The organism is Oceanibaculum sp., from assembly GCF_022449305.1.
Lineage (GTDB): Bacteria > Pseudomonadota > Alphaproteobacteria > Oceanibaculales > Oceanibaculaceae > Oceanibaculum > Oceanibaculum indicum.
In genome coordinates this window covers 1-23,283 of record NZ_JAKUSO010000057.1, presented here as the reverse complement: position 1 = coordinate 23,283, position 23,283 = coordinate 1, and the positions used below count along the sequence as shown (strand labels likewise).

Here is a 23,283-nt window from a genome sequence, read left to right as displayed (position 1 = left end):
GCCCGATGATCGGCACCATCCTGACCGCCACTGATCTGTCTCCCCGCGCCGGTGCAGCCGTGCAGCGGGCGCTGGCGCTGAAGCGGGAGCATGCCTGCGCGCTGGTCATCGCGCATATCATCGACCGGCCGACATCCTCGCTCGATGTCGAGCGCCGCTCCAGGACGGCCTACAAGGCCATCGACGGGCAGCTGCAGGAACTGCCGCCGGAGGAGCGCGAGGATATCGCTGTCAAGGTGACAACCGGCACCCCGCAATGGGAGCTGGGCCGGCTGGCCCATATGCACCGCAGCGAACTGGTCGTCCTTGGCCGGCATGAACCCAGGGGCGGGCACGATCTGCTGGTGGGCAGCACGGCGGAAGGACTGGCCCGCGACGGCAATTGCTCCCTGCTGGTCGTCGCGGACAATAGACCGGCGGCATACCGCAAGGCCGTGCTGGGAATCGATATGTCGATCTATGCGCGCTTTGCCGTGTCGATGGTCCTGAGGCTCGCCCCACAGGCCGAGCTTGTCTGCGTGCACGCCCTGCAAGGTGCGGCGACGGAGGCGGCGGGCCAGGCCGCGCAGGCGGCCTTATCCGAATTCATGGCCGACACGCTGGGCAAGCTGCTGCCCCCGGATCAGCAGCAGGCGACGGCCAGCCGGATGGAACTGGTCGTCCGCACCGGCGAACCGCACAGCGTGCTGTCCGGCATCGCCCGCGAGAGGCAGGCTGACCTTCTGGGCGTCGGCATGCGCGGTCGTCCCGCGTCGCTGCGGGCCGGGCTGGGCAGCACGGCGCAGCGGCTGCTGAACGAACCACCCTGCGATGTGCTGGCGGCGAATGCCTGGTAGTACCAATTGCGCGAATCCTCTGTTCCCGCCGATCTCCGCATCCTATAACGCCTGTTCGATCAATCGCGCCGCCCTCCTCAGGCGGCCAATAAGGACAGTGGAGAAACGCATGCTGGATATGACCCTGGAAACCGCCTCACTGATCGCCGACGAGACCCTGCGCAAGGGCCGCGAGATGAAGTTCGCCCCGCTGACCGTGGCCGTGCTGGACGCCGGCGGCCAGCTGAAGGTGCTGAAGCGCGAGGATGGCTGCAGCCTGCTGCGCCCGCAGGTCGCCATGGGCAAGGCGGCGGCGACGCTGGGCTTCGGCTTCGGCGGGCGGGAGTTGGCGCGCCGCGCCGCCAAGATGCCGGCGCTGTTCAACTCGCTGACCGCCATGTCGGAAGGCAATTTCGTGCCGCTGCCCGGTGGCGTGATCGTGAAGAACAAGGATGGCCGCATCCTGGGCGCGGTCGGCGTCACCGGCGACGTGTCGGAGAATGACGAGCTGTGCGCCGTCCACGCCATCGAGAAGGCCGGCCTCGTCGCCGATACCGGCGGCGAATAAAGGCGGCGCGTAAGCCTGCTATGCCGCTTCGAGCGCCGGGCGCGTCCCGGCCTCGAACGGCGCCTTCAGCGCCATTTCGCGCAGCAGCCAGACCAGTCGTTCGAACAGGCCGGTCAGCTGCAGCAGCCCCATCTTCTCGTCGCGGTCGAGCTCCAGCGCGGCATCGTTGAAGAAGCTGCGCCGCACCCCTTCCATCAGTTCGCCCCGGTCGCCGGTGATCCGTTCGATCAGCGCCATATCGTCGGGATCGTCTCCGGCCATCGCCTCGACATAGGACAGCAGCAGGGCATCCAGCCCCTCGGTCAGCGCCTCGCGGATCGCCGCCAGCGCCGTGCTGCCTTGCAGCAGCGGCGCAGCCGCGGCAAAGTCGTACAGCACCGCTTCTATCGAGCCCAGCCGGTCATGCCGGTCCACGATGCGATAGACCCGCTCATGACTGTCCGCCGTCAAATCGCCCTCCGCCAGCCCGGCAATATAGGGCTTCGTCTGGCCATGCACCGAGACGAACGCCTTGTGCAGCGCCTCCAGCCGTGCCTTGCGGGCCGGCGTATCGGCCTGCCGCAACAACTCCGCATAGCGCGGCAGCCGCTCCAGCAGGCGCAGCTGCTCCTTCTCTGTCAGCAGGATCGCGGTCGCGGAATCGCGGGCCGTCTCCGGGCTGAGATAGGCGAGCTGGCTGTCGCTCTCCTGCGGCGAGGGCGGGCAGCGACGGGCCAGCAGCTGCTCCACGAGGCCGATCAGCGGGAACAGGAACAGCGCCGTCACACTGTTGAAGACGAGGTAGCTGAGCGCCAGCTGCTGCGGCACATCGGAGGAGACTGCCCGCAGCAGCGCCATGACCAGCGGCACGCCGAAAACATGCTCGGCAACGAACAGCGCCAGTAGCAGGACGCAGCCGGTCAGGTTGAAGCCAAGCTGGAACAGCGCCATGCGCCGCGCCGTCCCCTGCACCCCGCCGGCCAGCAGATAGGTGACGATGCCGCTGCCCAGGTTGGTGCCATAGATCACCAGCATCGCCTGCTCGAAACTGAACAGTCCGCTACCCAGAAAGCCGATACCCAGCAGCGCCACGGTGATGGAGGACTGGCAGGCCGCCGACAGGGCAGCCCCGATCAGGAAGGCCGCCGACAGCGAGCCATTGAGGGTTGCCATCAGCGCCATCACATCGTCGGACTGGGCGAGCGGCACCGTACCGGACTTTAGCAGCACCAGCCCGTAATAGAGCAGGCACAGGCCGAAGATGGCACTCAGCGCCGCCTTCCAGTGCTGCAGCCGGCCCTGCGTCAGCAGGATTCCGGTCAGCCCCAGCGCCAGCATGACGACGATGCGGATATCCAGCGTGACCAGCAGCAGGATGAGTGCGCTGCCGATATTGCCGCCCATCAGGATCGGCAGGGCGCGGCGCGGCTCGATCATGCGCGCCGTCAGCAGCCCGACCAGGATGAAGGTGACGATGGCGGTGCTCTGGATCATCGCGCCCAGCACCGCGCCCCAGGACAGGCCCAGCAGGGGATAGGCGGCGACGCGCGACAGGATCAGCTGCACGCTGCGCCCGACCATGTTGCGCAGGTTGGAGGTCAGCAGATCCTTGCCGACAAAGAACAGCCCCAGGCCAGCCAGAATGCTGGCAAGAGTCAACGCCATGGACAGCCTGCCCTTCCCAGATGCCCCGTGCGGATCAGCGGCGGATAGTGTCGCAGCGCCCGGCGCCGCGCAATGAAGCGGTCGATGAATTTTTCATGACAGGACAAGGGCCAGCGAGCACAAGAAAAGACCGGGAACCCGAAGGTTCCCGGTCCATCCCGCAGGCCGCCCATTGGCGACAAACCCAAACGGCCCGCGAAGCCCGATAACGATTCCTGATTTATGGCCCCCCAGTACGGTGTGGGGTCGCATAACATTCAGCGATCAGAATATCCGGTGCTTCGTGGTCCGGAAAATTGATTGTTTTGGTCAAACCAATCGCAAAAAGCGATTGCTAAAAGTGCCTTACAGCAGCCCCTTCTCCGTCAGGTAACGGACCACGCCCGGATGGATCATCGCCTTGTCCGGCGCGCCTTCCGCCGTGTTGGCCGGCGTCGTCTCCGCCGCCTGATCGAGCTTCGCCGTCAGGGCCGGGCCGGCCTTGTCGATGGCTGCGATCAGCCGGTAGGCCACATCCTCCGGCAGGTCGGTGCGGGTCAGCACGAAATTCCACGAGCCCACGGTCTGCACCGCTTCCGCCTGGCCGGCATAGCTGCCGGCAGGCAACTGCATCGGCTTCAGGAAGCTGTGCTTCGCACGAACCTTTGCCACCTGTTCCGGCGTCAGGCCGATGAACCGCGCGCCCGCCGGCCCTTCCGACACCTTCACGAAGCCCGGCCAGCCGACGCCGGCGCCCCACAACGCCACCGCCTCGCCCCCGATCACCTTGGGCGGGGACTCCGAGGCGCGCTTCACGAAGACCGCGTCGAAATCGCGCCGCATGTCGAGGCCCAGCCCGTCCAGTACATAATTCGCCATGACGACAAGGCCGGATGCCTCGGTGCCGAACACCACCGTCCTGCCCTTCAGATCCTCGATGGTCGTCGCCTCCACATCGCCACGCACGGCGAACATGCCGGGGCTGGAATACATCGCCGTCAGGATTTTCAGCTCCGACTTCGGCTGGCCGATCCCCGCCAGCGCCTCATAGGCGGAGGTACCCTGTACCAGCGCGATATCCAGTTCGCCCTTTTCCAGCAGCGGCAGATTCTCACCCGTCCCGCGGGTCGAACGCGGTTCGACCTTCAGACCCGGATCGGCCGCATTGATCGCCTCGGCCAGTGCATTGCCATACAGGCTGAATCCACCGCCCTGGGTCGAGGTGCCCAGCGTCACACCAACCGGCTCCGCTGCCGCCTGGGGAACATTCGTCATCGCTGTCACCATCAGCACCGCCAGAAAGGCACCAACAGACTTGCGCATCCTTTTCATGGCCTCCGCTCCATCGTTTTAACCGTTGCGGAGTGAAATGGACTGGTAAGCGGTGCTGTCAACTTTTTGGCCATCTGCGCAAGAATTGGTCAGGACAGCGGGCGGAAATGCTCCTACGCTGGGCGAATAGCCCCAGATGAGCGCACAGAATGCCAGCGTCGGGCTGGCCTGCCGTGCATGGCACGGCGATTGCTGACAGGTGAACGCCGCCCCGTTCGCGTGGGCACCCTTATTCAGGCAAATCTGGGAGATTGCGACATGAAACTACTGGCCGGCGCGACCTGCGCCCTGCTGCTCGCCGCTGCCGCTGTGCAGGCGGCGCCGCTGAAGACCGGCGTGGACGGCACCTTCGCACCGCACGCCATGCCGAATCTGAGCGGCGGCGTCGAGGGCTTCAATATCGACCTCGCCAACGAGATCGGCAAGCGCACCGGACGCGGCGTGACCATCGAGGCCACCCAGTTTTCCGGCCTGCTGCCGGGCCTGCAGGCCGGCACCTATGATTTCATCGCCGCCCCGACCACGGTGACCAAGGAGCGCGCGGAGAACCTGCTGTTCACCGAAGGCTACCTGAACACCGACTACCAGTTCGTCACCAAGGCCGGCACGCCGGACATCAAGGATCTGGCCGAGCTGAAGGACAAGGTGATCGCGGTCAATCGCGGCTCCGCCTATGACAGCTGGGTGCGCGGCCTCGCCGACAAGATCGGCTGGAAGGTGGAAACCTTCGGCACCAACACCGATGCGATCCAGGCCGTGATTTCCGGCCGCGCCTACGCCAACGTCGCCGGCAACACGGTCGCTGCGTGGGCGGTGAAGAAGAACCCGCAGATCAAGCTGTCCTACCTGCATTCCACCGGCCTCGTCTGGGCCGCGCCGATCCGCAAGGACAATGCGGAGATGCGCAAGCTGGTGGAAAACGCCATCGAGTGCATGAAGCTGGACGGCACCATGGCCGCGATGCACGAAAAGTGGTTCGGCACCAAGCCGGCGGCCGGCTCTGCGGCGGTCACGGTCTATCCGGGCTATGGCGTGCCGGGCATGACCGGCTACGACCCGACCGAACACACGCCGTCCTGCGGCTGATCGTTTACGACCCCTTCCTGTCATGCCCGGGCCTGACCCGGGCATCCAGGGGCGGCGCCTTGCCTGAGGCGGTGCACAACCGTCCAGGCCGGTGAAGGCTGGATTGCTGGGTCAAGCCCGGCAATGACATTTCTGTTGAGTTAGGAGTCCCCACTTGTCCAACCCCGCCGCCATGCTGGATATTGCCGGCCTGCGGAAGAATTACGCCGACCTTGAAGTGCTGAAGGGCATCGACCTTGCCGTGGCGCCGCAGGAGCTGGTGTTCGTCATCGGCCCGTCCGGCTCCGGCAAGAGCACGCTGCTGCGCTGCTGCAACCTGCTGGAAGTGCCGGATGAGGGCTCGATCCGCGTCGATGGCGTGGAGCTGCTGGACCCGCGGACCGACATCAACCGCATGCGCCAGCGTATCGGCATGGTGTTCCAGTCCTTCAACCTCTACCCGCATATGAGCGTGCTGGCGAATGTCATGCTGGCGCTGCGCAAGGTGCTGAAGAAAAGCAAGGCTGAGGCACGCGAGATCGCCGAGGCAGCGCTGGCGCGCGTCGGGCTGGCCGACAAGCTGGACTCCTACCCCGCCCAGCTGTCCGGCGGGCAGCAGCAGCGCGCGGCGATTGCCCGCGCGATGGCGCTGGAGCCGAAGATCATGCTGTTCGACGAGCCGACCTCCGCGCTGGACCCGGAACTGGTCGGCAGCGTGCTGCAGGTGATGCATGAACTGCGCGACGCCGGCATGACCATGATGGTGGTCAGCCACGAGATGCGCTTCGCCCGCGACGCCGCCGACCGCGTGGTGTTCATGGATGGCGGGGTGATCGTCGAGCAGGGTCCGCCGGCCCGGATATTCGGGTCGCCCGGGCACGAGCGCACCCGCGCCTTTCTCGCGAACTTCCAGGCGTAACGCCATGAGCGGGCTGGATATTTTCCTCGACGCCTTCTTCAACCAGAAGGTCATCGACAGATACCTGCCGGATATCCTCTGGGGCATGGTAGTGACCGTGCAGGCCGCCGCCGCGGTGGTCGTCACCGGCATCCTGGCGGGTCTGCTGCTGGCGGCGATCCGCAGCTTCCACATCAGGCCGCTGAACTGGCTGATCGTCGGCTTCGTCGATATCTTCCGCGCGCTGCCGCCGCTGGTCGTCATCCTGATCGTCTATTTCGGGCTGCCCAATGTCGGCATCAACCTGTCCAGCTTCGCCGTGCTGTGGCTGGTGCTCTCGCTGGTGCTGGCGGCATTTTCCGAGGAAATCTTCTGGGCCGGCATCGCCTCGATCCGCAAAGGGCAGTGGGAAGCCGCGCGCTCGACCGGCCTGACGCTCGCCCAGACGCTGGCCTATATCATCCTGCCGCAGGCGGTGCGCCTGACCGTGCCGCCGCTGACCAACCGCACCATCGCCATCACCAAGAACACGGCGCTGGGGGCGGTCATCGGCGTGCCGGAAATCCTGATGCAGGCGCAGACCGCGCAGAGCTTTTCCGGCAATGCGACGCCGCTGCTGCTGGGCTCGCTCGCCTATGTCGCGCTGTTCGTGCCGGTGGTGATCCTGGGGCGCTGGCTGGAAACCCGCTTCGCCTGGGACCGGGCGTAGGAGCCACGCATGGACCTGCTGCTCGACCAGTTCTTCAACATCAACATCATGCGCCAGGTGCTGCCGCTGCTGCTGCGCGGGCTGGGTATGACGCTGCTGCTGTGCCTCGCGGTGATCCCGCTGGGCCTTGTCGGCGGCCTCGTGATCGCGCTGGTCTGCCGCAGCCGCTACCGGCCGGTGCGCTGGGCGGCCTTCGCGCTGGTCGATTTCTTCCGCGCCGTGCCGCCGCTGGTGCTGCTGATCTTCATCTATGCCGGCCTGCCCTTCGTGGGGGTGCGCCCCTCGCCCTTCCTGGCGGTGTGCCTGGCCTTCTTCCTGAACACCGGCGCCTATTACGGCGAGATCTACCGCGCCGGAATCGAAAGCATCGGCAAGGGCCAGTGGGAAGCGGCGCGCAGCAGCGGCCTGACGCTGCCGCAGACACTCACCTACGTCATCATCCCGCAGGCCGTGCGCAACGTGCTGCCGGACCTCGTCTCCAACACGGTCGAGGTGGTGAAGCTGACCTCCATCGCCAGCGTGGTGGCCCTGCCGGAACTGCTCTACGCCGCCGACATGGCACGCTCCGTCACCTACAACCCGTCCAGCCTGGTGCTGGCGGCGGCGATCTATCTGGCGCTGCTGTGGCCCTGCGTCAGGTTGCTGAGCCGGCTGGAGCATCGCGCCGGGCGTTGATTGCGTGGCGCAACGGGCCAGCCAGATCACCGTCCGCGCCGGCCTCCACCCGTTCCAGCCCCAGCCAGCGCGCCATTCGGTGCAGTTCTTCGGCCAGCGGGCCGGCGATCCGCCGATGGTCCTGCCCGGCCTCGGCATGGGCGGCATGGACGCGCAATGTATGCGCCGCGCGGTCCGCCTTGGCATCCACCCGCGCCACCAGCCGGTCACCCAGCAGGAAGGGCAGCACGTAGTAGCCATACTGGCGCTTTTCCTGCGGCGTATAGAATTCCAGCCGGTAGCGGAAGCCGAAGAGACGTTCCGTGCGGTCGCGCTCCCACACCAGCGAATCGAAGGGTGAGAGCAGCGCCTGCGCCTTCACCCGGCCCGGTAGCCGCGCCTCCCGGTGCAGATAGGCCTGGTGTTTCCAGCCAGAGACGGTGACCGGCAGCAGCTCGCCCGCCTCCACCAGCTCTGCCAGCCGCGCCCTGGCATCGGCGACGTCGAGACGGAAATAGTCGCGCAGGTCACGCTCCGTCGCCACACCCATCGCCTGCGCCGACAGCCGCATGAGTTCGCGCTGGGCATCACCCTCCGACGGTGTCGGGGTTTCGACGATGGCGGGCGGCAGCACGCGCTCCGTCAGGTCATAGACGCGCTCGAAATTGCGCCGCGTGGCAGTGGTGACGATGCCGGCCCAGAACAGCCATTCCATGGCGATCTTGCCGTCGCTCCAGCCCCACCAGGCGCCGCGCGATTCGCCGGCCATGCTGAGTTCCGAGGCGCCCAGCGGCCCACGGTCGCGCAGCTCCGCCAGCACCTCCTTCAGATAGGGCTGCCGCTCCCGGCCAAACCGCGCGAGGCTCTTGTACAGCCCTTCCCCACGCTCGGCCCGCGCCATGCGCCAGCGCATCAGCGGCTGCAGTTCCAACGGCAGGAGGGAGGCCTCATGGCCCCAATATTCGAACAACCCGCGTCGCTTGCCGCGATAGGCATGGCGGTCCAGCAGATCGTGTTCGTAATGGCCGAGGCGGGAGAAGATCGGCAGATAGTGTGAGCGCACCAGCACATTCACCGAATCCATCTGTAGCAGGCCGATTCGCTCGAACGCGCCGCGCAGATGCCGCACCGCCACGGCAGCCGGTTGGCGCCCGCCAAAACCCTGCGCCGCCAAGGCGACACGCCGCGCCTCCGCCGGTGTCAGCCGGCCCATATCCTTCCAGACAGCCATTTTCGCTTTCCCATCGCCAATCCGACTCAGGGAGTTTGGAACAAAAACGGAACCTTGGGAAGGGTCAGCCGGCGAAACGCCGCTCAGCACTGGCGTCCTGATAAAGCACGCACCGGTTTCGACCGCTGCGCTTGGCCATGTAAAGCGCCTCGTCGGCCCGGGCGATGCCCGCCATCATGTCTGGATCGGACTGGTTGACGGCTGCAACGCCGATGCTGACCGTGATGCTGACCAGAACCGATTCGACCGACACCGGGTTGCTCTCGATGCGCTTGCGCAACCGTTCCGCCAGTTTCAGCGCGCCGCCCAGCGGGCTGGCCGACAGGATGGCGATCTCCTCGCCGCCCAGCCGGCAGATCACATCCTCGCCGCGCGCCACCGCCAGGCATTGCCAGGCAATGGCCTGAAGAACCTTATCGCCAATCGGATGCCCATGCAGATCGTTCACTGCCTTGAAGTGATCGATATCGAGCAGCATAACCGACAGCTCGCCGCCGGTTTCCCGCATGCGGGTCATCAAGTGTCGCCCGCGCGCCTCCAGGCCGCGGCGGTTCAGCAGCCCGGTCAGCGCATCGCGTTCCGCCAGCTCGATCAGGCTTTCATTGACGGCCTGCAATTCCGAGGTCTTCTCGGCGACGCGGCTTTCGACCTGGCTTTCCATCTGCTCGACAGCACCCTCGGCCCGCTGCAGGCGGCGTACCAGGGCGCGCAGCGATTGCGACAGTGCAATCATCTCGCTGCTGCCGAACAGCCGAGGCAGATTGGCCTCGTGCGGGTCGCGGCCCAGCGCCTCCGCCGTGGCGCGCAGCGTATTCAGCGGCGAAGCGAGGCGGCGCGCCGTCAGCCATCCCAGAATGGTCGCCAGGCTCGCCAGCAGCAGGCCGACCAGTATGATCACATATTGCAGCCGGACAACCGGCGCCAGCGCCCTCTCCGCCGGCTGGAAAGACAGCACGACCCAGCCCAGCCCCTCATAGTCCTTGTACCCTTCGGTGGCACGGTAGCCGATGATGCTGTCATGGCCATTCACCGTCTCGCGCACGAAGCCGTTCTTTCCCGCCCGCGCCTGCCGGAAGGATGCGAGTTCGGAATAATCCTGCCCGAACGGTCCGCCGACCAGCACCTTGCCGTTCTGATCGAGGATCATGAAAGAGCGCTGCTCGGCCAGATCGTCATTCGACTGCGTGCTGTTGCGCACCTCCCGCAGCCACTCCGCCGACAGGTGTGCGCCAAGCACGCCGGCAACCTTGCCATCGCGTGTGAGGATCGGCGCCGCGACATCGATGAAGCGCAACGGCTCCAGATCGCTTGCGCCCAGCAGCTTGGCCAGCAGCATCGCATCATGCACATCGCCGACGAAGGGGCCGTTCAGGGCGCCCTTGAACCAGTCCCTGGCGCTGACATTCACACCCACCAGCATATCGCCGGTCGATGCCCGGACCGTGCCATCGGGCTTCACGATGCCGATCCAGCTGTACAGCGGATAGGTCTTCTTCATCCGGTCGAGCAGGGCAGCAAGCTGCCGGTCCGATGCCTGCTCCAGATTCAGGATGAAATGCATGTTGGACAGGTTCACGACATCGCGGAAACGCTCGTACATGCCATTGTCGAGCGCCTTCTGCATGATCGTGGCGCGCACGGCGAGATCAGTGCCGATCCGGTCCTGCAGGCGACGCGTGGTATAGGAATCGATGGCGAGAGTGGACAAAAACACAAGTGCCGCCATCAGCAGCCCGATGGCGATACCAAGCTGCGTTGGCAGCGACAGACGGTCCAGGAAATGTGACGGGCGCATCGAGTCCTAACCGAGAGAGTACGCATTCTTTCTAACGCTTAGATATTAACAAATATATAAGCGCGTATTCACGTATTCTCTCGGTCGGTCCCGGCCAGTCCTTGTTTTATATTTGAATTTCAAAAGATAGGCGCCGAGCAGCCTAGCGCAGCTTGCCGAGTGCAGCCGTGAAGCCCTTCAGCGAAACCGGCAGATCGACCGCCTTGCCGCCGCCGTCATTCACTGAGACTGTCAGTGTCGTGCCGGCGCGCAGGGCGGCCAGATCGACCTCGGTCATCTGCCAGGGGGCGATGCAGCCCTGCGGCTCGCAATGCCGGTAGGGGATCGTCTTGGGCGCGCCCTGATCGATCTTCAGCGAGATGCCGGCAGGCAGCAGCACGCCCAGCGGCAGCACGAGTACCGCCTGCGGCGCTTTCTCCCCGGTATAGCCGACGACCATCACCAGCACCTCGCGCTTGGTATTGCGGTCGGACAGAACCTGGACCATCTCGCAGCGCTTCGGCTGGCCGGCCTGTGGCTCCAGGCAGCGGACCACCCAGTCCTGCACCTGTTCGCGGGTCTGCTTCGGCGCCTGCTGCTGGCCGGGCGCCAGTCCCGGAGCGGTCCCGGGGGCCGGGGAAGTCTGGGCAAAAGCCGGAACAGACAGGAACGCCGCAAATGCTGCCGACAGAACGGCGAGGCGGCGGACGAAAAGAGCGGAGGACAAGATCACTTCTCCATGGAAAAAACCGAACCCTCGCGCATGCCTATCACGCGAGGGTTCATCAACGCTATCGCGTCATTGTGGCGACCGCACGGCAGCCTGTTTATTGCTCGACGCCAGCCTATTGTTCGACGAAGGCCTTCTCGACGACATAGTGGCCCGGTTCCGACTGGCTGCCCTCGACGAAGCCCTTGCCTTCCAGGATCACGCGCAGATCGGCCAGCATGGCGGGGCTGCCGCACAGCATCACGCGGTCATGCTCCTTGTCCAGCGGCGGCAGGCCCAGATCGCTGAACAGCTTGCCGGTCTCGACCAAAGTGCTGATGCGTCCGGTGTTGCGGAACGCCTCGCGGGTGACGGTCGGGTAGTAAAGCAGCTTGCCCCGCACCATCTCGCCGAAGAACTCGTTGTTCGGCAGGTCGGCAATCACGTCCTTGTAGGCAAGCTCCGCCACTTCGCGGCAGCCATGGACCAGCACCACCTTCTCGAAGCGCTCATAGGCCTCCGGGTCCTTGATGATGCTCATGAACGGTGCCAGGCCGGTCCCGGTGCCCAGCAGATAGAGACGCTTGCCCGGCAGCAGATTGTCCTGCAGCAACGTGCCGGTCGCCTTGCGGCCGACAAGCACCGTGTCGCCGGGCTGGATATCCTTCAGCCGCGAGGTAAGCGCGCCATCCGGCACCTTGATGCTGAGGAATTCCAGCTGCTCCTCGTAATTGGCGCTGACCATGCTGTAGGCCCGCAGCAGCGGCTTGCCGTTCAGTTCCAGCCCGATCATGGCGAACTGGCCATTCAGGAAGCGGAAGGACGGATCGCGCGTCGCGGTGAAGCTGAACAGCGTGTCGGTCCAGTGATGCACGCTGGTCACGGTCGCCTTCATCAGATTGCTCATCCGGTCCGTCCGCCTTCCTTGCTGATAATTGTACGTACACGAACAAATTGTTAAGACTTACTCTTAAATAAAGACACCCCTGTTTAGCAAGGGGTGTATGCCGCAATTTTTGAATAGGGTCCATGCGGCGCAATGGCATGGGGCCATGCGGGAATCAGTTGGGCTTGAAGCCCATGACGGCGATTATCGCCTCGACCCGCCCATCCTCTCCGGCAAGCGGAAGCAGAAGGCGTTCATAGGGAATGAAGTCGCGGCCCGGAATTGGCATCTGCAGCTGGGCATAGGCCGGCCGGCAGTTCAGCGCGACCTCGGAGAAGGCGGCCATCATTCTGGGGAAGGTCGCGTTGTCATAGACATCCTCGAAATATTTCCCGGTCGAATCGCGATTATACCGCTGGACGACGCCGGTGCCGACGAGTCGGAACTCAAAGCGCGGCCGCTCCGAACCCTGCTCGTCTGAAACCCAGTGAACATTGTAGAGAACCAGCCAGGGCAGGACAGCCGTCGGGATATCGAGGGGATCGATCGCGGACCGGGACGGTGGCAAGGTCCCTATGAATCGTCCGTGCCAATAATCGAACATCTGGCGATGATGCGGATGCGTCAGCTTCCTGGAGAAGCTGGCGATGGAAAGATTCGACGTCGCGGTGTCACGATCCTTCGACGATCTGCCATCCTTCACCATCGCGCCTGTTCCTGTCCGGCATCATTCATACTCACTTATATCAGATAATTTGCTTTTTAGACAAAAACAGAGGGGTATAGGGACGATGGGCCTCAGGACAGGCATCATTCCCAGCCAGGCGCTGTCTGCCGGTGCCAGTCCGTGACCGCCTGGAAGGCATGGCCGATGCGCAACGCCAGCGCGTCGTCATGCGGCCGGCAGACGATCTGCAGCGAAACCGGCAGCCCTGCCGCATCCAGCCCCGCCGGCAGCGCCAGCGCACACCAGCCGAAATAGCTGACCATGCGGGTGAAGCGCCCGAGGATCAGGCTGCCCTCATCCACCGCCTCCACCGGAATGGCGCTGATCGGCAGGGTCGGAGTCAGCAGCGCATCCATCCCCTCGATACTGGCCTGCCAGCGCCGGGAACTGTCGATACGGTCCTGCAGCAGGGCGATGTAATCGGCGGCCAGCAGCGGCTTGCCGGTCAGGATGCGCTGCTTGGTGTGCTGGCCAATGGGTAGGCTCTCATCCTCCAGCAGGTGCCGCAAATTGCTGTACCCCTCCGACATGATGGTGAGGAAGCTGCGCGGCTGCACATCCTCGCAGCGCTCCGGCGGTGCAATCTCATGGATGCTCGCCCCCTGCCCCTCCAGCGCCTTCAGCGCCGCGCGGTAGGCGGCCAGTACGCCGTCAGCCACGCCATCCAGATGCGCATCGGGCAGTACGCCGAAGCGCATGCCGGCGACGCCGAGGCCAATCCCCTCCAGCACATCGGCTGCCGGCGGCAGGCCCAGCGTCGCCGGGTCCAGCGGATCGGGGCCGGCAATCGCGGTGTGGATCAGGGCCGCATCCCGCGCGCTGCGGACCATCGGCCCCAGCGAATCCTGATTATGCGCCAGCGGCATGGTGTTGGCGTTGCTGACCCGGCCATGCGTCGGCTTCAGCCCGGTCAATCCGCACAAGGCGGCGGGGATACGGATTGAACCGCTGGTGTCGCTGCCAATGGCCGCTGGCGCCAGCGCCGCCGCCACGGTGACGCCGGAACCGCTGGAGGAACCGCCGGGCACGCGGTGCACCACCCTGTCCCAGGGGTTGCGCGGCGTACCGAGATACTGGTTTGTGCCCCAGCCGCCGCAGGCGAACTCCACCATATGCGCCCGGCCGATCAGCACCATGCCGGCGGCGCGCAGCCGCTTCACAACAGTTGCTGTCTCCTTTGGCCGCCGGTCCTTCAGCGCCAGCGATCCGCCCGTGCCCGGCTGGCCTGCGACATCGCACAGATCCTTCACCGCGATGGGGATGCCATGCAGCGGCCCGGCCACCGCACCGGCGCGGCGCAGCGCATCGGCGGCATCCGCCTCGGCGCGGGCGGCATCGGCATCGACATGGATCAGCGCGTTCAGCGCCGCGTTGTGGCGCGCAATGCGGTCCAGATACAGCTCCGTCAGCGCGCGCGCCGTGACAGCACCCTCGGACAGGGCGCGCGAGAGGGTGGAGAGGTCGGCATGCGCCAGATCGGTAGGCTGCGTCATCGGTCAGGCTTTCCGCGGATTATGGTTTCCTGCCGGAAGCCTAGCCTGCCGCGCCGGCTTTAGCGATACGCCGGTGAAACGGGCTGCCATGCGCGGGAAGCCTTTTCCGGCCGCGCCGGCAATGCTCTACTGCCCACCTCGCCCGCAACGAAGAACGGACCCCGCCATGGCCGCAAATTCCGTCACTGCCACCCCGCGCATCGACCTGTACAGCGACACCGTCACCCGCCCGACGCCGGGCATGCGCAAGGCAATCGCCGAGGCCGAGGTCGGCAACGAGCAGGCGCGCGAAGACCCGACGGTGAACAGGCTGTGCGAGATGGTCGCCGAGTTGCTGGGCAAGGAGGCGGCGATCTTCCTGCCCTCCGGCACCATGTGCAACGAGATCGCCTACCGGGTCTGGGTCGATCACGGCGAGGAGATCGTGCTGGAGGAGAATTCCCACGCGCTGCACTACGAAACCGGCGGGCCGGCCGCCCTGTCCGGCGCCATGTGCCGCACTATCCGTGGCAGGCGCGGCATGTTCACCGGTGCCGAGCTGGAGGCGGTGATCCGCGCGCCGCAGGGCTGGCACGGCCAGCGCCAGCGTCTGGTGAGCATCGAGAATACCGCCAATCTGGGCGGCGGCGCGATCTGGCCGCTGGAGCAGATCGAGGATGTGGCGGCGGTCGCGCGCAAGCACGGGCTGAAGCTGCATCTGGACGGCGCGCGGCTGCTGAACGCCGTGGTCGCCAGCGGCATTCCGGCGTCAGCCTACGCCGCCCCCGCCGATTCCGCCTGGATCGACCTGTCCAAGGGGCTGGGCTGCCCGGTCGGCGGCGTGCTGGCGGGATCGAGGGACTTCATCGAGCAGGCCTGGCGCTTCAAGCACCAGTTCGGCGGCGCCATGCGGCAGGCCGGCATCATCGCCGCGGCGGGCGTCTATGCGCTGGAGAACCATGTCGAGCGCATGGCCGAGGATCACACCAATGCCCGGCTGCTGGCCGAGGGGCTGGCCGGCATCAAGGGCATCGGCATCAACCCGAACGAGATCGACACCAACATGGTGTATTTCACGGTTGGCGGCACCGGCCTCACCGAACAGGAATTCGCCCGCCGGCTGCTGGCGGATCACGGTGTGCGCATCGGTCCGCAGGGCAAGGACCTGATGCGTGCCGTCACCCATCTGGATGTCAGCCGCGCCGATATCGAGGAGGCGATCCGCGCCTGCACCGCCGTGGTGAAGGGCTGAAAGCTCAGGCGACCGACACGACCTTGAAGGTGTGGGCGTCGCCGTCCGGCTCCGTCACCGTGACGTATTCGCCCGGCTTGAAGAGGTGACGGTCGAGCTTGTAGAGCGTCTCGTCATCCTCCTCCCCCTTTTCGTAGGAGAAGGCCCAGCCCTTGCGGGTGTGGATCAGCAGCCCCTGGCGGATCGGCTCCTGCGGCCAGAAGCGCACGATGCGGCATTCGGTCTTGTGCTGCTTGTAGGCCTCGGCGTCCAGATGCCCGTCCGCCGCCAGCGGCGCGGTTATCTCGTAGCGGTGATCGCCGCTGCCATTCGGAAATTCGGCGGACCGCGCCAGTTCCATGCTGATCTTCTTCAAAGCCATTCCGTTCACTCCGTTGCCGGCTTCAGATTCGTTCCCAATAGCCGGTTTCCTCGTCCAATCTGACCTGATCCATCAGCCGGAAATCGCCCCGCGAGACCAGGCCAACGATCTTTCCATCCTTCACCACCGGCAGGTGGCGGTAGCCGCAATCGCGCATCTGGCGCAGCGCGTCCAGCGTGACCCAGTCGGGCGACACGCAGTCCGGTTTTGCCGTCATCACCGCGCTCAAGAGGGTGCGCCTGCCGTCCAGCCCTTTCGCCAGCACGCGGTTGACCGCGTCGCGCCCGGTGAAGATGCCAACCGGCCGCTTTTCCTCATCGACCACGATGATGGCGCCAATGCGGTGCTTCTGCATGATCTTGCAGGCCTCCTGCACTGTCGCACTGTCCCGCATCACGATCGGGCTGCGGTGCAGGATCAGCTCGGAAACCGCAGGTTTCGACATCGTCTCCTCCTCTGGCCCCCTCCTCTCGCCGCCGGTCGGCCACCACCCTCTCAGTTCCGGTTTTTTCAAGGATAGGCGTGCGCCAGCGCAGCGTCTTTGACCTGCATCAATGGGCGCGGGCATCAATGGCCTTCTGGAGTAAAGAGAGCCCCGCTCTATCCGCGGTCAGCGCCGCCGGGCGTATATTTCATACCGATCATATTCGAGGAGCGGCTCATAGTCGAGGAAGCGCTCGGCGAACAGCGGGTTGCGGTTGAAGTAGTCGAGATAGCTGAACGGCATTTCCTCGACGCATTCGGGAATGCCGGCGATCTTGTCCACGATCAGCAGCGACGGCCGGGCCTTGTTGAAGTCTTCCGAGACGGTGCGGAACACCATCGCTTCATTGTCGGACATGCGCGCGGGGTCGTTATAGATGTCGCCATTATCGTTGCATTCCGCATAGACACCCTGCAGCAGCCACATGCTCTCGAAGCGCATGGTCATCTTCATGCCGGTGTAGTTCAGAAGCGGGAAATGCGGATAGATGCCCGGCGACAGGATCAGGATGCGGTTGTCCAGGCGCTGCGGCGTGATGATGTCGGCCAGCTTCTTCACTTCCGAATCGGCATAGGCAAGCTGCTGCGCGAACGGCACACGCGCCAGCCCGTGCTGATAGAAGACCAGCAGCATCAGGGCACTGGCGAACCAGCGGGCCGGGCGCTTGTCGCCGCGCCGCAGCCAGGCCGTGTTGTCGAGCACCGAGGCAATCGCCGTGCCGGCAAGGAACAAGGTGAAGGCCCGCGCCGGCAGGGCGTGATAGGGCCAGCCCTTGCCCTGCGCATAGGCGGAGATCAGCCCCGCGACGCCGGCCAGGAAGATCACCCGCGACAGATGAGAGCGCACGCCCCAGAAGGCGACAATGCCCAGCAGCGGCAGGATGATGGTCGGTGCCGCCAGGTTGGTTCCGGTCGCCAGGTCGAACAGGTCGGTATCCGCCACCCGGCTGTAGAAATCCTGCGCCATCGGCAGCACTTGCGTGAAATATTCCGGCGTCACCAGCACCGCGAACAGCGCATGCGCGACACAGACCGCCAGCACCGACCAGGGGGCGGCATCGGTCGCCGTGCTGCGGAAACCGCGCCGCGACAGCACATAGAGCTCAACCAGCAGCGGGAAGGCCAGGAAATAGGGCTTCATGGCGAAGCCCAGCCCCGCCATCAGCCCGGTCGCGATGCGCAGGCGGCGCGGCATCTCGATACCGCCGGCGCGCGCACTGGCCACCAGCAAATAGGGCATGCCCAGCACCATCATGATGTGCTCGCGCTGGGTGAACATGTAGTTCGGGAACACAATCAGCAGGAACAGCAGCAGCACCGGCAGCAAGGCGGCCGAGAAGGCGCGATAGGGCTCGAGGCTGGCCGCCAGCACCGTTCGGCAGGTCTGGAAGGAAGCCAGGATGCCAAGACCCAGCAGCGCCACCAGCATGGTCGGGCCACCAAGGCCGGTCAGCTTCGCCAGCGCCTCAGGCAACAGGTGCAGCACGAAGACCAGCGGCGTGTTGATGTCGATCGCATCGACATAGAGCTGCCCGCCTTCCAGCCAGAGCTTCGCGATATAGAGCAGAACCGCCGTGTCGTGGTTGATCGGCGGCAGGAAATAGCCGACTAGCCAGATCGCGCAGACGCTTAAGACCAGCGTGTGAAAGACCCGCGACCAGTCGATGCCGGCAATACGGTCGATCGACGGGTGGCGCTGCTGCGCGGTGTCCCGCTGCACCAGATCGTCCGGCGCTGAATCGTTGGAATTGTTCATGATTGGACCGGGGATACGCGCGAAAGCTACTCTTGCCTTAGGGAACGCATCGGCGCGGCCAGCGTTGCACCAGGATCGTCGCATCTGCCGCGGAAGCGCGGATAGTGCGCCTTCGCCATGGAAAAAACGAGCGCTTTTTATCAAATAGCGCGCTGATTTTTTCTTAGCGTCCGCAATAAACCCGCGCAAATCCATTTGCCGGAAGCTGGGCAGTCATGTCACGCTGCGGTAAAGAGGCGCAGGGTCAGCAGGTTTTATCCCAACATCCTACATATCGGCGTTCGGCAATGGAGCGGGCGGAGTATCGTCGCATGGCGGCGGTCGAGGACGGCATGTGGTGGTTCCGCGCGCTGCGTGCGGGGCTGGCGGAACGTTTGCCGCGTCATGCGCCCGTCATCCGGCTGCTGGATGCCGGCTGCGGCACCGGCGGGCTGCTGCGCCATCTGGCAGCGGTGCGCCCCGACCTCGATTTGCACGGGCTGGAATACGATCCGGAAGCTGCGCAGATCGCCGCCGCCAAGTCCGGCGCCCGGGTCACCAGCGGCTCGGTGAATGCAATGCCATTCCCGGATGCCAGCTTCGACATCATCGTCAGCACAGACGTGCTCTGCCATGCCGGAGTGGATGAATCTTCCGCGCTGGCGGAGTTCCGGCGCTGCCTGAAGCCGAGCGGCCTGCTGCTTTTGAACCTGCCGGCCTATCAGTGGATGGCCTCCGCCCATGACCGCCATGTCCACAATGTGCGGCGCTACACCGCCGGGCAGGCGCGGCAACGCGTCGCGGCGGCCGGGTTCGGCCCGGTGCAATCAGGCTATTGGAACAGCCTGCTGTTTCCGCTAATGCTGCTGCACCGGATGCTGGCGGCGCGACAGAAGCAGGATAGCGACGTATCGTTTTTTCCGCCCTGGCAGGATCGGCTGTTCTTTACCGTTACGGCGGTCGAACGCGGGATGGCCAGACATGGGCTTACCCTGCCTTTCGGCGGTTCCGTCTGGATATCGGCAACACGCCCATGAGTGTCTCCAAAGCAAGCCCTTCCGAAGCCCCCTCTGCGTCGGCTTCTGACTATCCTTTCGCCCTGTCCATCGTCGTCCCGGTCTATAACGGCGCGGACAGCGTGCCGGCCCTGGTCGAGGCGCTAAGTGCACTCGATGTCCCCGGCGGGCTGGAAATCGTGCTGGTGAACGATTGCAGCCCGGACAATTCTCTGGAGGTCTGCCGCCGCCTGGCACAGGAGGCCAGCATCCCGCTGACGGTGGTGAACCTGGCGCGCAATTTCGGCGAGCACAACGCCGTCATGGCCGGCCTTGGCCATGCCCGCGGCGCCTATATCATCACCATGGATGACGACCTGCAGAACCCGCCGGAGGAGGTGGTGCGGCTGTGGCGCTACGCCCATGATAACCACTATGACGTGGTCTATACCTACTACGCCCAGAAGCAGCATGCCGCCTGGCGCAATCTCGGCAGCCGCTTCACCAACTGGTGCGCCGACATCCTGATCGACAAGCCGAAGGGCCTGTACCTGTCCAGCTTCCGCTGCATGAGCGGCTTTGCCGCCCGCGCCATCCTGGACCATGCCGGCCCGTTCCCCTATGTGGACGGGCTGCTGATGCAGGTGACGCAGAATATCGGGCGGCTGCAGGTGACCCATCTGCCGCGCGCCGCCGGCCGCTCGAACTATACGCTGCGCCGGCTGGTGCGGCTGTTCCTGTCAATGTTCCTGAACTTCTCGGTGATGCCGCTCAGGCTCAGCACCATGGCCGGCATCGGCATGGCGTCGCTTGGCCTGCTGGGGTTCCTGATCGTACTGTTCGAGGCGCTGGCCGGCGAGACGCCGCAGGGCTGGGCCTCGCTGATGGCGGTCACGCTGCTGCTGGCCGGCGTGCAGCTCATCATGCTGGGCGTGCTGGGCGAGTATCTCGGCCGGCTGTTCCTGACGGTGAACCGCAAGCCGCAATTCGTGGTGCGTGACGTCACCCGCAGCGCCGCCGCCGATAAGCCGGGAGAAGCCGCATGACCCTTTCCATCGCCGCGCTCGCCATCGGCATCCTGATCGGTGTCGCCGGGCAGATGCTGCTGAAGGCCGGCGCCTCGGGCGATACGCTGCTGAAGCAGTTCCTGTCGCCGCAGTCGATCCTCGGCCTTGGCCTCTATTTCGCGGCGGCGGTCTGCTACATGTATGCGCTGCGCAAGCTGCCGGTTTCCGTCGCCTTCCCCAGCGTGTCGCTGTCCTACGTCATCGTGGCGCTGCTGGCCTACTGGACGATGGGCGAATCGCTGGGGCCGCTGAAGCTGGCCGGCATCGCGATGATCGTCGGCGGCGTCTTCCTGATTACCAGGCAGGCTTAACGCGGTTACGCCGCCTGGCGGCACACATCCCGGATTGCCTGGATCGCCTGTACTACCTGCGTATCGGCAAGCTGCGGGAACATCGGCAGGCTGAGCACGGACAGCGCCGCCGCCTCGGTGCGCGGCAAACCGCCGGCGCCCAGCGGCACCCGGCCCTTGTAGGCCGGCTGCAGATGCACCGGCACCGGGTAATGCACCAGCGTGCCGACACCCTTCTCGCGCAAGGCGGCCTGCAACGCATCGCGCCGGCCCGGCGCCTCCACCACATACTGATGATAGACCGGCACGGCACCCGGCCGGGTTTGCGGCAGGCGCAGCCCCTCGGTGCCAGCCAGGCCCCTGTCGTATTCAGCGGCAATGGCGCGGCGGCGCGCCGTATCTGCCGGCAGGTGGGAGAGCTTCACACGCAGGATCGCCGCCTGCAGCGGGTCGAGCCGGCTGTTCATGCCGGCAATTGCGCTGACATAGCGCTCGCGCCAGCCATATTCGCGCAGTTCCTTCAGCGCGGTGGTCAGTGCCGGATCGTCGGTGGCGACGATGCCGCCATCGCCGATGGCGCCCAGATTTTTCGTCGGATAGAGGCTGTAGGCGGCGATCCGCCCGAACCGCCCGACCATGGTGCCGTCCAGAGTTGCGCCATGGGCCTGGGAATTATCCTCCAGCACGGCAAGCCCGTACCGGTCGGCAATCGCCATGATCTCGTTCATCGCCGCCGGCTGGCCATAGAGATGGACCGGAATGATCGCCTTCGGCTTTGGGGCACCGGACGGCCAGGCCGCCAGCGTCGCCGCCAGCTTCTCGGGATCGAGGCCATGGCAGGCATCGACATCGACCAGCACCGGCGTGGCCCCCACCAGCTCCACCGCCGCCACGGTGGCGACCGCCGTGTGCGAGACGGTGATGACCGCATCCCCCTCCCCCACGCCCAGGGCGCGCAAGGCCAGGATCAGCGCGTCAGTACCGCTGGCCACCGCCACCGCATGGCGCACGCCGGCGAAGGAAGCGAATTCCTGTTCGAACGCCTCGACCTCCGGCCCCAGTATGTAGCGCCCGCTGTCCAGCACGCGGGCAATCGCGGCATCGATCTCCGCCTTGCGTTCGAGATAGGCGGCCTTCGGGTCGGTCTGCGGAATCATGGTAGCTGGCCTTCAGAGGTAATGCTCGGCGTTGGTCCGGTAATAGGCGATGGTGCGGCGAAGCCCTTCTTCCAGGTCGATATGCGGCTGCCAGCCCGTGGCGGCGCGGAACGGCGTGTCGTCGCAGTAATAATCGCCGATATCGATCTTCTTGCGCTCTTCCGGGAATACCTTGCGCTCGAAGCTGCCGGTACCGGCGATGCGCACCAGGAGCTCGGCCAGCTCCAGCAGGCTGACGGCGGGGCAGCCGCCGATATTGTACACCTGCCCGACCGATTCTTCGGAGTGCGCCGTCGCCAGCAGCGCGTCCACCAGATCCTCGACATAGGAGAAGTCGCGCATCTGGTCGCCGCCCCAGACCTCGAAGCGCGTGCCCTCGATGGCGTGGCGCACCCAGATGCCCAGGAAGGTCTGCTTGGCGTCGCGGATGCGCATGCGCGGGCCGAACACGTTGGTAAGCCTGAGCGCCGTGGTGCGCATGCCGTAAATCCGGGCATAGAGCATGTGGTAGCTCTCCGCCGCGTATTTGTGCACGCCATTGATGTCCGGCGGGTTGATCGGATGGGCTTCATCCACCGGCAGGTAGCGCGGCGGGCCATAGAACTGCCGCGTGCTGCTGAACACCACCCGTGCCGTCGGATTGACCCGGCGGATGAGGTCAAGGAAGCGCAGGTTGGATTCCTGATTGAGCCGCATATCCTCCAGCGGGTCCTTCATCGAATCCATGTGCGAGGTCTGGCCGGCGATATTGAAGATCACCTTCGCGCCGGCGACCGCCTTCTCGATCTCTGCCGTGGCGCCGATATCCGCCTCGATCACCTGCAAGGGCGGGCCCTTGCGATTCACCCGGATCGGATCGGCAATATTATGGGGGTTGGCGCCATATTGGGTGAGCATCTTGTCGATAAGCGTCACCTGCGCGCCAAGGGCTTCCAGGCGCAGCGCAAGGTTGGAGCCGATGAACCCCATGCCGCCGGTAACGACGACGGGAAGGTCACGGCACCAGTCCGTATCGGTTGTCATGAGAGGTGTAACCCGCAGTACGAGCTAAAACGCCGGGATCATGACCGAAATCCCGGCGCTTGAGCAGAGGGAATTTAGGGTTAACGAAAAATCCCTCTTTGATGTTCCCCTCAGGTACCGCTTAGGCGGCCTTCACATCCGACAGGAAGCTCTCGACGCGGGCGCTGAGACGCTCCGACTGTTCGGCAAGATCTTCCGACGCCGCCCGCACCGAAGCGCTGGCCTGCTCGGTCTCGTCGGAGGATTCGCTGACCTTGGCGATGCTGCGCTTCACCTCGTCGGTGCCGGCCGCTGCCTGCTCGACATTGCGGGCGATCTCGCGGGTGGCCGCCGTCTGTTCCTCGATGGCCGCCGCGATGGCGGTCGAGGCCTCATGCATCCGCTCGATGATCTGCGTGATGCTCTGGATCGCGGTCACCACGGTCTGTGTCGAATCCTGCACATCGCCGATCTGCTG

23 protein-coding genes and 1 pseudogene are annotated in these 23,283 nt (G+C 65.3%); 10 read left to right on the top strand and 14 right to left on the bottom strand.

Going from position 1 to position 23,283, the window contains the following annotated elements; genetic code table 11:
* Both MK313_RS14620 and MK313_RS14615 read left to right on the top strand, forming a co-directional pair.
* On the top strand, nucleotides 1–836 hold an 836-nt coding region (locus tag MK313_RS14620), incomplete at its 5' end, for a universal stress protein (protein WP_287782504.1).
* 109 nt (nucleotides 837–945) lie between these two features.
* On the top strand, nucleotides 946–1,383 hold the full coding sequence (locus MK313_RS14615; RefSeq protein WP_008942651.1) for a GlcG/HbpS family heme-binding protein: 438 nt from the start codon (nucleotides 946–948) through the stop codon (nucleotides 1,381–1,383).
* Nucleotides 1,384–1,401: 18 nt separating this feature from the next.
* Here MK313_RS14615 and MK313_RS14610 read toward each other — a convergent pair whose 3' ends face one another.
* Nucleotides 1,402–3,027 (bottom strand): Na/Pi cotransporter family protein, encoded by a 1,626-nt coding sequence (locus MK313_RS14610; protein ID WP_287782501.1) that lies wholly within the window; start codon nucleotides 3,025–3,027, stop codon nucleotides 1,402–1,404.
* 345 nt (nucleotides 3,028–3,372) lie between these two features.
* Nucleotides 3,373–4,329, bottom strand: coding sequence for a TAXI family TRAP transporter solute-binding subunit (locus MK313_RS14605; RefSeq protein ID WP_287782499.1), 957 nt, complete (start codon nucleotides 4,327–4,329; stop codon nucleotides 3,373–3,375).
* Nucleotides 4,330–4,596: 267 nt separating this feature from the next.
* Between MK313_RS14605 and MK313_RS14600 the strand changes: the two genes are divergently transcribed.
* The 4 genes from MK313_RS14600 to MK313_RS14585 all read left to right on the top strand — a co-directional run bounded on the left by MK313_RS14600 (nucleotide 4,597) and on the right by MK313_RS14585 (nucleotide 7,685).
* On the top strand, nucleotides 4,597–5,424 hold the full coding sequence (locus tag MK313_RS14600) for a transporter substrate-binding domain-containing protein (protein ID WP_287782497.1): 828 nt from the start codon (nucleotides 4,597–4,599) through the stop codon (nucleotides 5,422–5,424).
* A gap of 172 nt (nucleotides 5,425–5,596) precedes the next feature.
* A complete protein-coding gene (locus MK313_RS14595; protein ID WP_287782506.1) occupies nucleotides 5,597–6,322 on the top strand; it encodes an amino acid ABC transporter ATP-binding protein in 726 nt (241 codons plus the stop codon).
* A gap of 4 nt (nucleotides 6,323–6,326) precedes the next feature.
* Entirely contained in the window at nucleotides 6,327–7,010 is a 684-nt protein-coding gene (locus MK313_RS14590) for an amino acid ABC transporter permease (RefSeq protein WP_287782495.1), read from the top strand.
* A 9-nt stretch (nucleotides 7,011–7,019) separates the two neighbouring features.
* A complete protein-coding gene (locus MK313_RS14585; RefSeq protein WP_287782493.1) occupies nucleotides 7,020–7,685 on the top strand; it encodes an amino acid ABC transporter permease in 666 nt (221 codons plus the stop codon).
* Here the strand turns inward: MK313_RS14585 and MK313_RS14580 are convergent.
* The 6 genes from MK313_RS14580 to MK313_RS14555 all read right to left on the bottom strand — a co-directional run bounded on the left by MK313_RS14580 (nucleotide 7,645) and on the right by MK313_RS14555 (nucleotide 14,484).
* Nucleotides 7,645–8,895: a winged helix-turn-helix domain-containing protein gene (locus MK313_RS14580; RefSeq protein ID WP_287782491.1), complete on the bottom strand. Its 1,251-nt coding sequence runs from the start codon at nucleotides 8,893–8,895 to the stop codon at nucleotides 7,645–7,647. The genes MK313_RS14585 and MK313_RS14580 overlap by 41 nt on opposite strands.
* Before the next feature lie 64 nt (nucleotides 8,896–8,959).
* Entirely contained in the window at nucleotides 8,960–10,690 is a 1,731-nt protein-coding gene (locus MK313_RS14575) for a sensor domain-containing diguanylate cyclase (protein WP_008942659.1), read from the bottom strand.
* 142 nt (nucleotides 10,691–10,832) lie between these two features.
* Nucleotides 10,833–11,396, bottom strand: coding sequence for an invasion associated locus B family protein (locus MK313_RS14570; protein ID WP_287782489.1), 564 nt, complete (start codon nucleotides 11,394–11,396; stop codon nucleotides 10,833–10,835).
* Nucleotides 11,397–11,514: 118 nt separating this feature from the next.
* Nucleotides 11,515–12,285 (bottom strand): ferredoxin--NADP reductase, encoded by a 771-nt coding sequence (locus tag MK313_RS14565; protein WP_287782487.1) that lies wholly within the window; start codon nucleotides 12,283–12,285, stop codon nucleotides 11,515–11,517.
* A gap of 154 nt (nucleotides 12,286–12,439) precedes the next feature.
* A complete protein-coding gene (locus MK313_RS14560) occupies nucleotides 12,440–12,970 on the bottom strand; it encodes a PAS domain-containing protein (RefSeq protein WP_287782485.1) in 531 nt (176 codons plus the stop codon).
* Nucleotides 12,971–13,074: 104 nt separating this feature from the next.
* The gene (locus MK313_RS14555) at nucleotides 13,075–14,484 is read right to left on the bottom strand and encodes an amidase (protein ID WP_287782483.1); all 1,410 of its coding nucleotides are present in this window, start codon (nucleotides 14,482–14,484) and stop codon (nucleotides 13,075–13,077) included.
* A 166-nt stretch (nucleotides 14,485–14,650) separates the two neighbouring features.
* Here MK313_RS14555 and MK313_RS14550 point away from each other — a divergent pair, with 166 nt between their 5' ends.
* Nucleotides 14,651–15,715: a threonine aldolase family protein gene (locus tag MK313_RS14550; protein WP_287782481.1), complete on the top strand. Its 1,065-nt coding sequence runs from the start codon at nucleotides 14,651–14,653 to the stop codon at nucleotides 15,713–15,715.
* Between the two features lie 4 nt (nucleotides 15,716–15,719).
* Here the strand turns inward: MK313_RS14550 and MK313_RS14545 are convergent, their stop codons facing one another.
* The 3 genes from MK313_RS14545 to MK313_RS14535 all read right to left on the bottom strand — a co-directional run bounded on the left by MK313_RS14545 (nucleotide 15,720) and on the right by MK313_RS14535 (nucleotide 18,315).
* A complete protein-coding gene (locus tag MK313_RS14545) occupies nucleotides 15,720–16,076 on the bottom strand; it encodes a hypothetical protein (protein ID WP_287782480.1) in 357 nt (118 codons plus the stop codon).
* Nucleotides 16,077–16,098: 22 nt separating this feature from the next.
* The gene (locus MK313_RS14540) at nucleotides 16,099–16,521 is read right to left on the bottom strand and encodes a cyclic nucleotide-binding/CBS domain-containing protein (protein WP_287782478.1); all 423 of its coding nucleotides are present in this window, start codon (nucleotides 16,519–16,521) and stop codon (nucleotides 16,099–16,101) included.
* 165 nt (nucleotides 16,522–16,686) lie between these two features.
* Nucleotides 16,687–18,315, bottom strand: coding sequence for a hypothetical protein (locus tag MK313_RS14535; protein WP_287782476.1), 1,629 nt, complete (start codon nucleotides 18,313–18,315; stop codon nucleotides 16,687–16,689).
* Nucleotides 18,316–18,626: 311 nt separating this feature from the next.
* On the opposite strand from MK313_RS14535, the gene MK313_RS14530 reads away from it, so the two are divergent.
* The 3 genes from MK313_RS14530 to MK313_RS14520 are packed head-to-tail and all read left to right on the top strand — an operon-like array spanning nucleotide 18,627 to nucleotide 20,667.
* A complete protein-coding gene (locus MK313_RS14530; protein WP_287782474.1) occupies nucleotides 18,627–19,331 on the top strand; it encodes a class I SAM-dependent methyltransferase in 705 nt (234 codons plus the stop codon).
* The gene (locus MK313_RS14525; protein ID WP_287782473.1) at nucleotides 19,328–20,335 is read left to right on the top strand and encodes a glycosyltransferase family 2 protein; all 1,008 of its coding nucleotides are present in this window, start codon (nucleotides 19,328–19,330) and stop codon (nucleotides 20,333–20,335) included. The genes MK313_RS14530 and MK313_RS14525 overlap by 4 nt, the downstream gene beginning before the upstream one ends.
* Nucleotides 20,332–20,667: a DMT family transporter gene (locus MK313_RS14520; protein WP_287782471.1), complete on the top strand. Its 336-nt coding sequence runs from the start codon at nucleotides 20,332–20,334 to the stop codon at nucleotides 20,665–20,667. The genes MK313_RS14525 and MK313_RS14520 overlap by 4 nt, the downstream gene beginning before the upstream one ends.
* 5 nt (nucleotides 20,668–20,672) lie before the next feature.
* Here the strand turns inward: MK313_RS14520 and MK313_RS14515 are convergent, their stop codons facing one another.
* The 3 genes and pseudogenes from MK313_RS14515 to MK313_RS14505 all read right to left on the bottom strand — a co-directional run.
* Entirely contained in the window at nucleotides 20,673–21,803 is a 1,131-nt protein-coding gene (locus tag MK313_RS14515) for a DegT/DnrJ/EryC1/StrS family aminotransferase (RefSeq protein WP_287782469.1), read from the bottom strand.
* A gap of 12 nt (nucleotides 21,804–21,815) precedes the next feature.
* The gene (locus MK313_RS14510) at nucleotides 21,816–22,826 is read right to left on the bottom strand and encodes an NAD-dependent epimerase/dehydratase family protein (protein WP_287782467.1); all 1,011 of its coding nucleotides are present in this window, start codon (nucleotides 22,824–22,826) and stop codon (nucleotides 21,816–21,818) included.
* 121 nt (nucleotides 22,827–22,947) lie between these two features.
* A pseudogene (locus MK313_RS14505) lies at nucleotides 22,948–23,283 on the bottom strand (methyl-accepting chemotaxis protein); the annotation flags it as partial.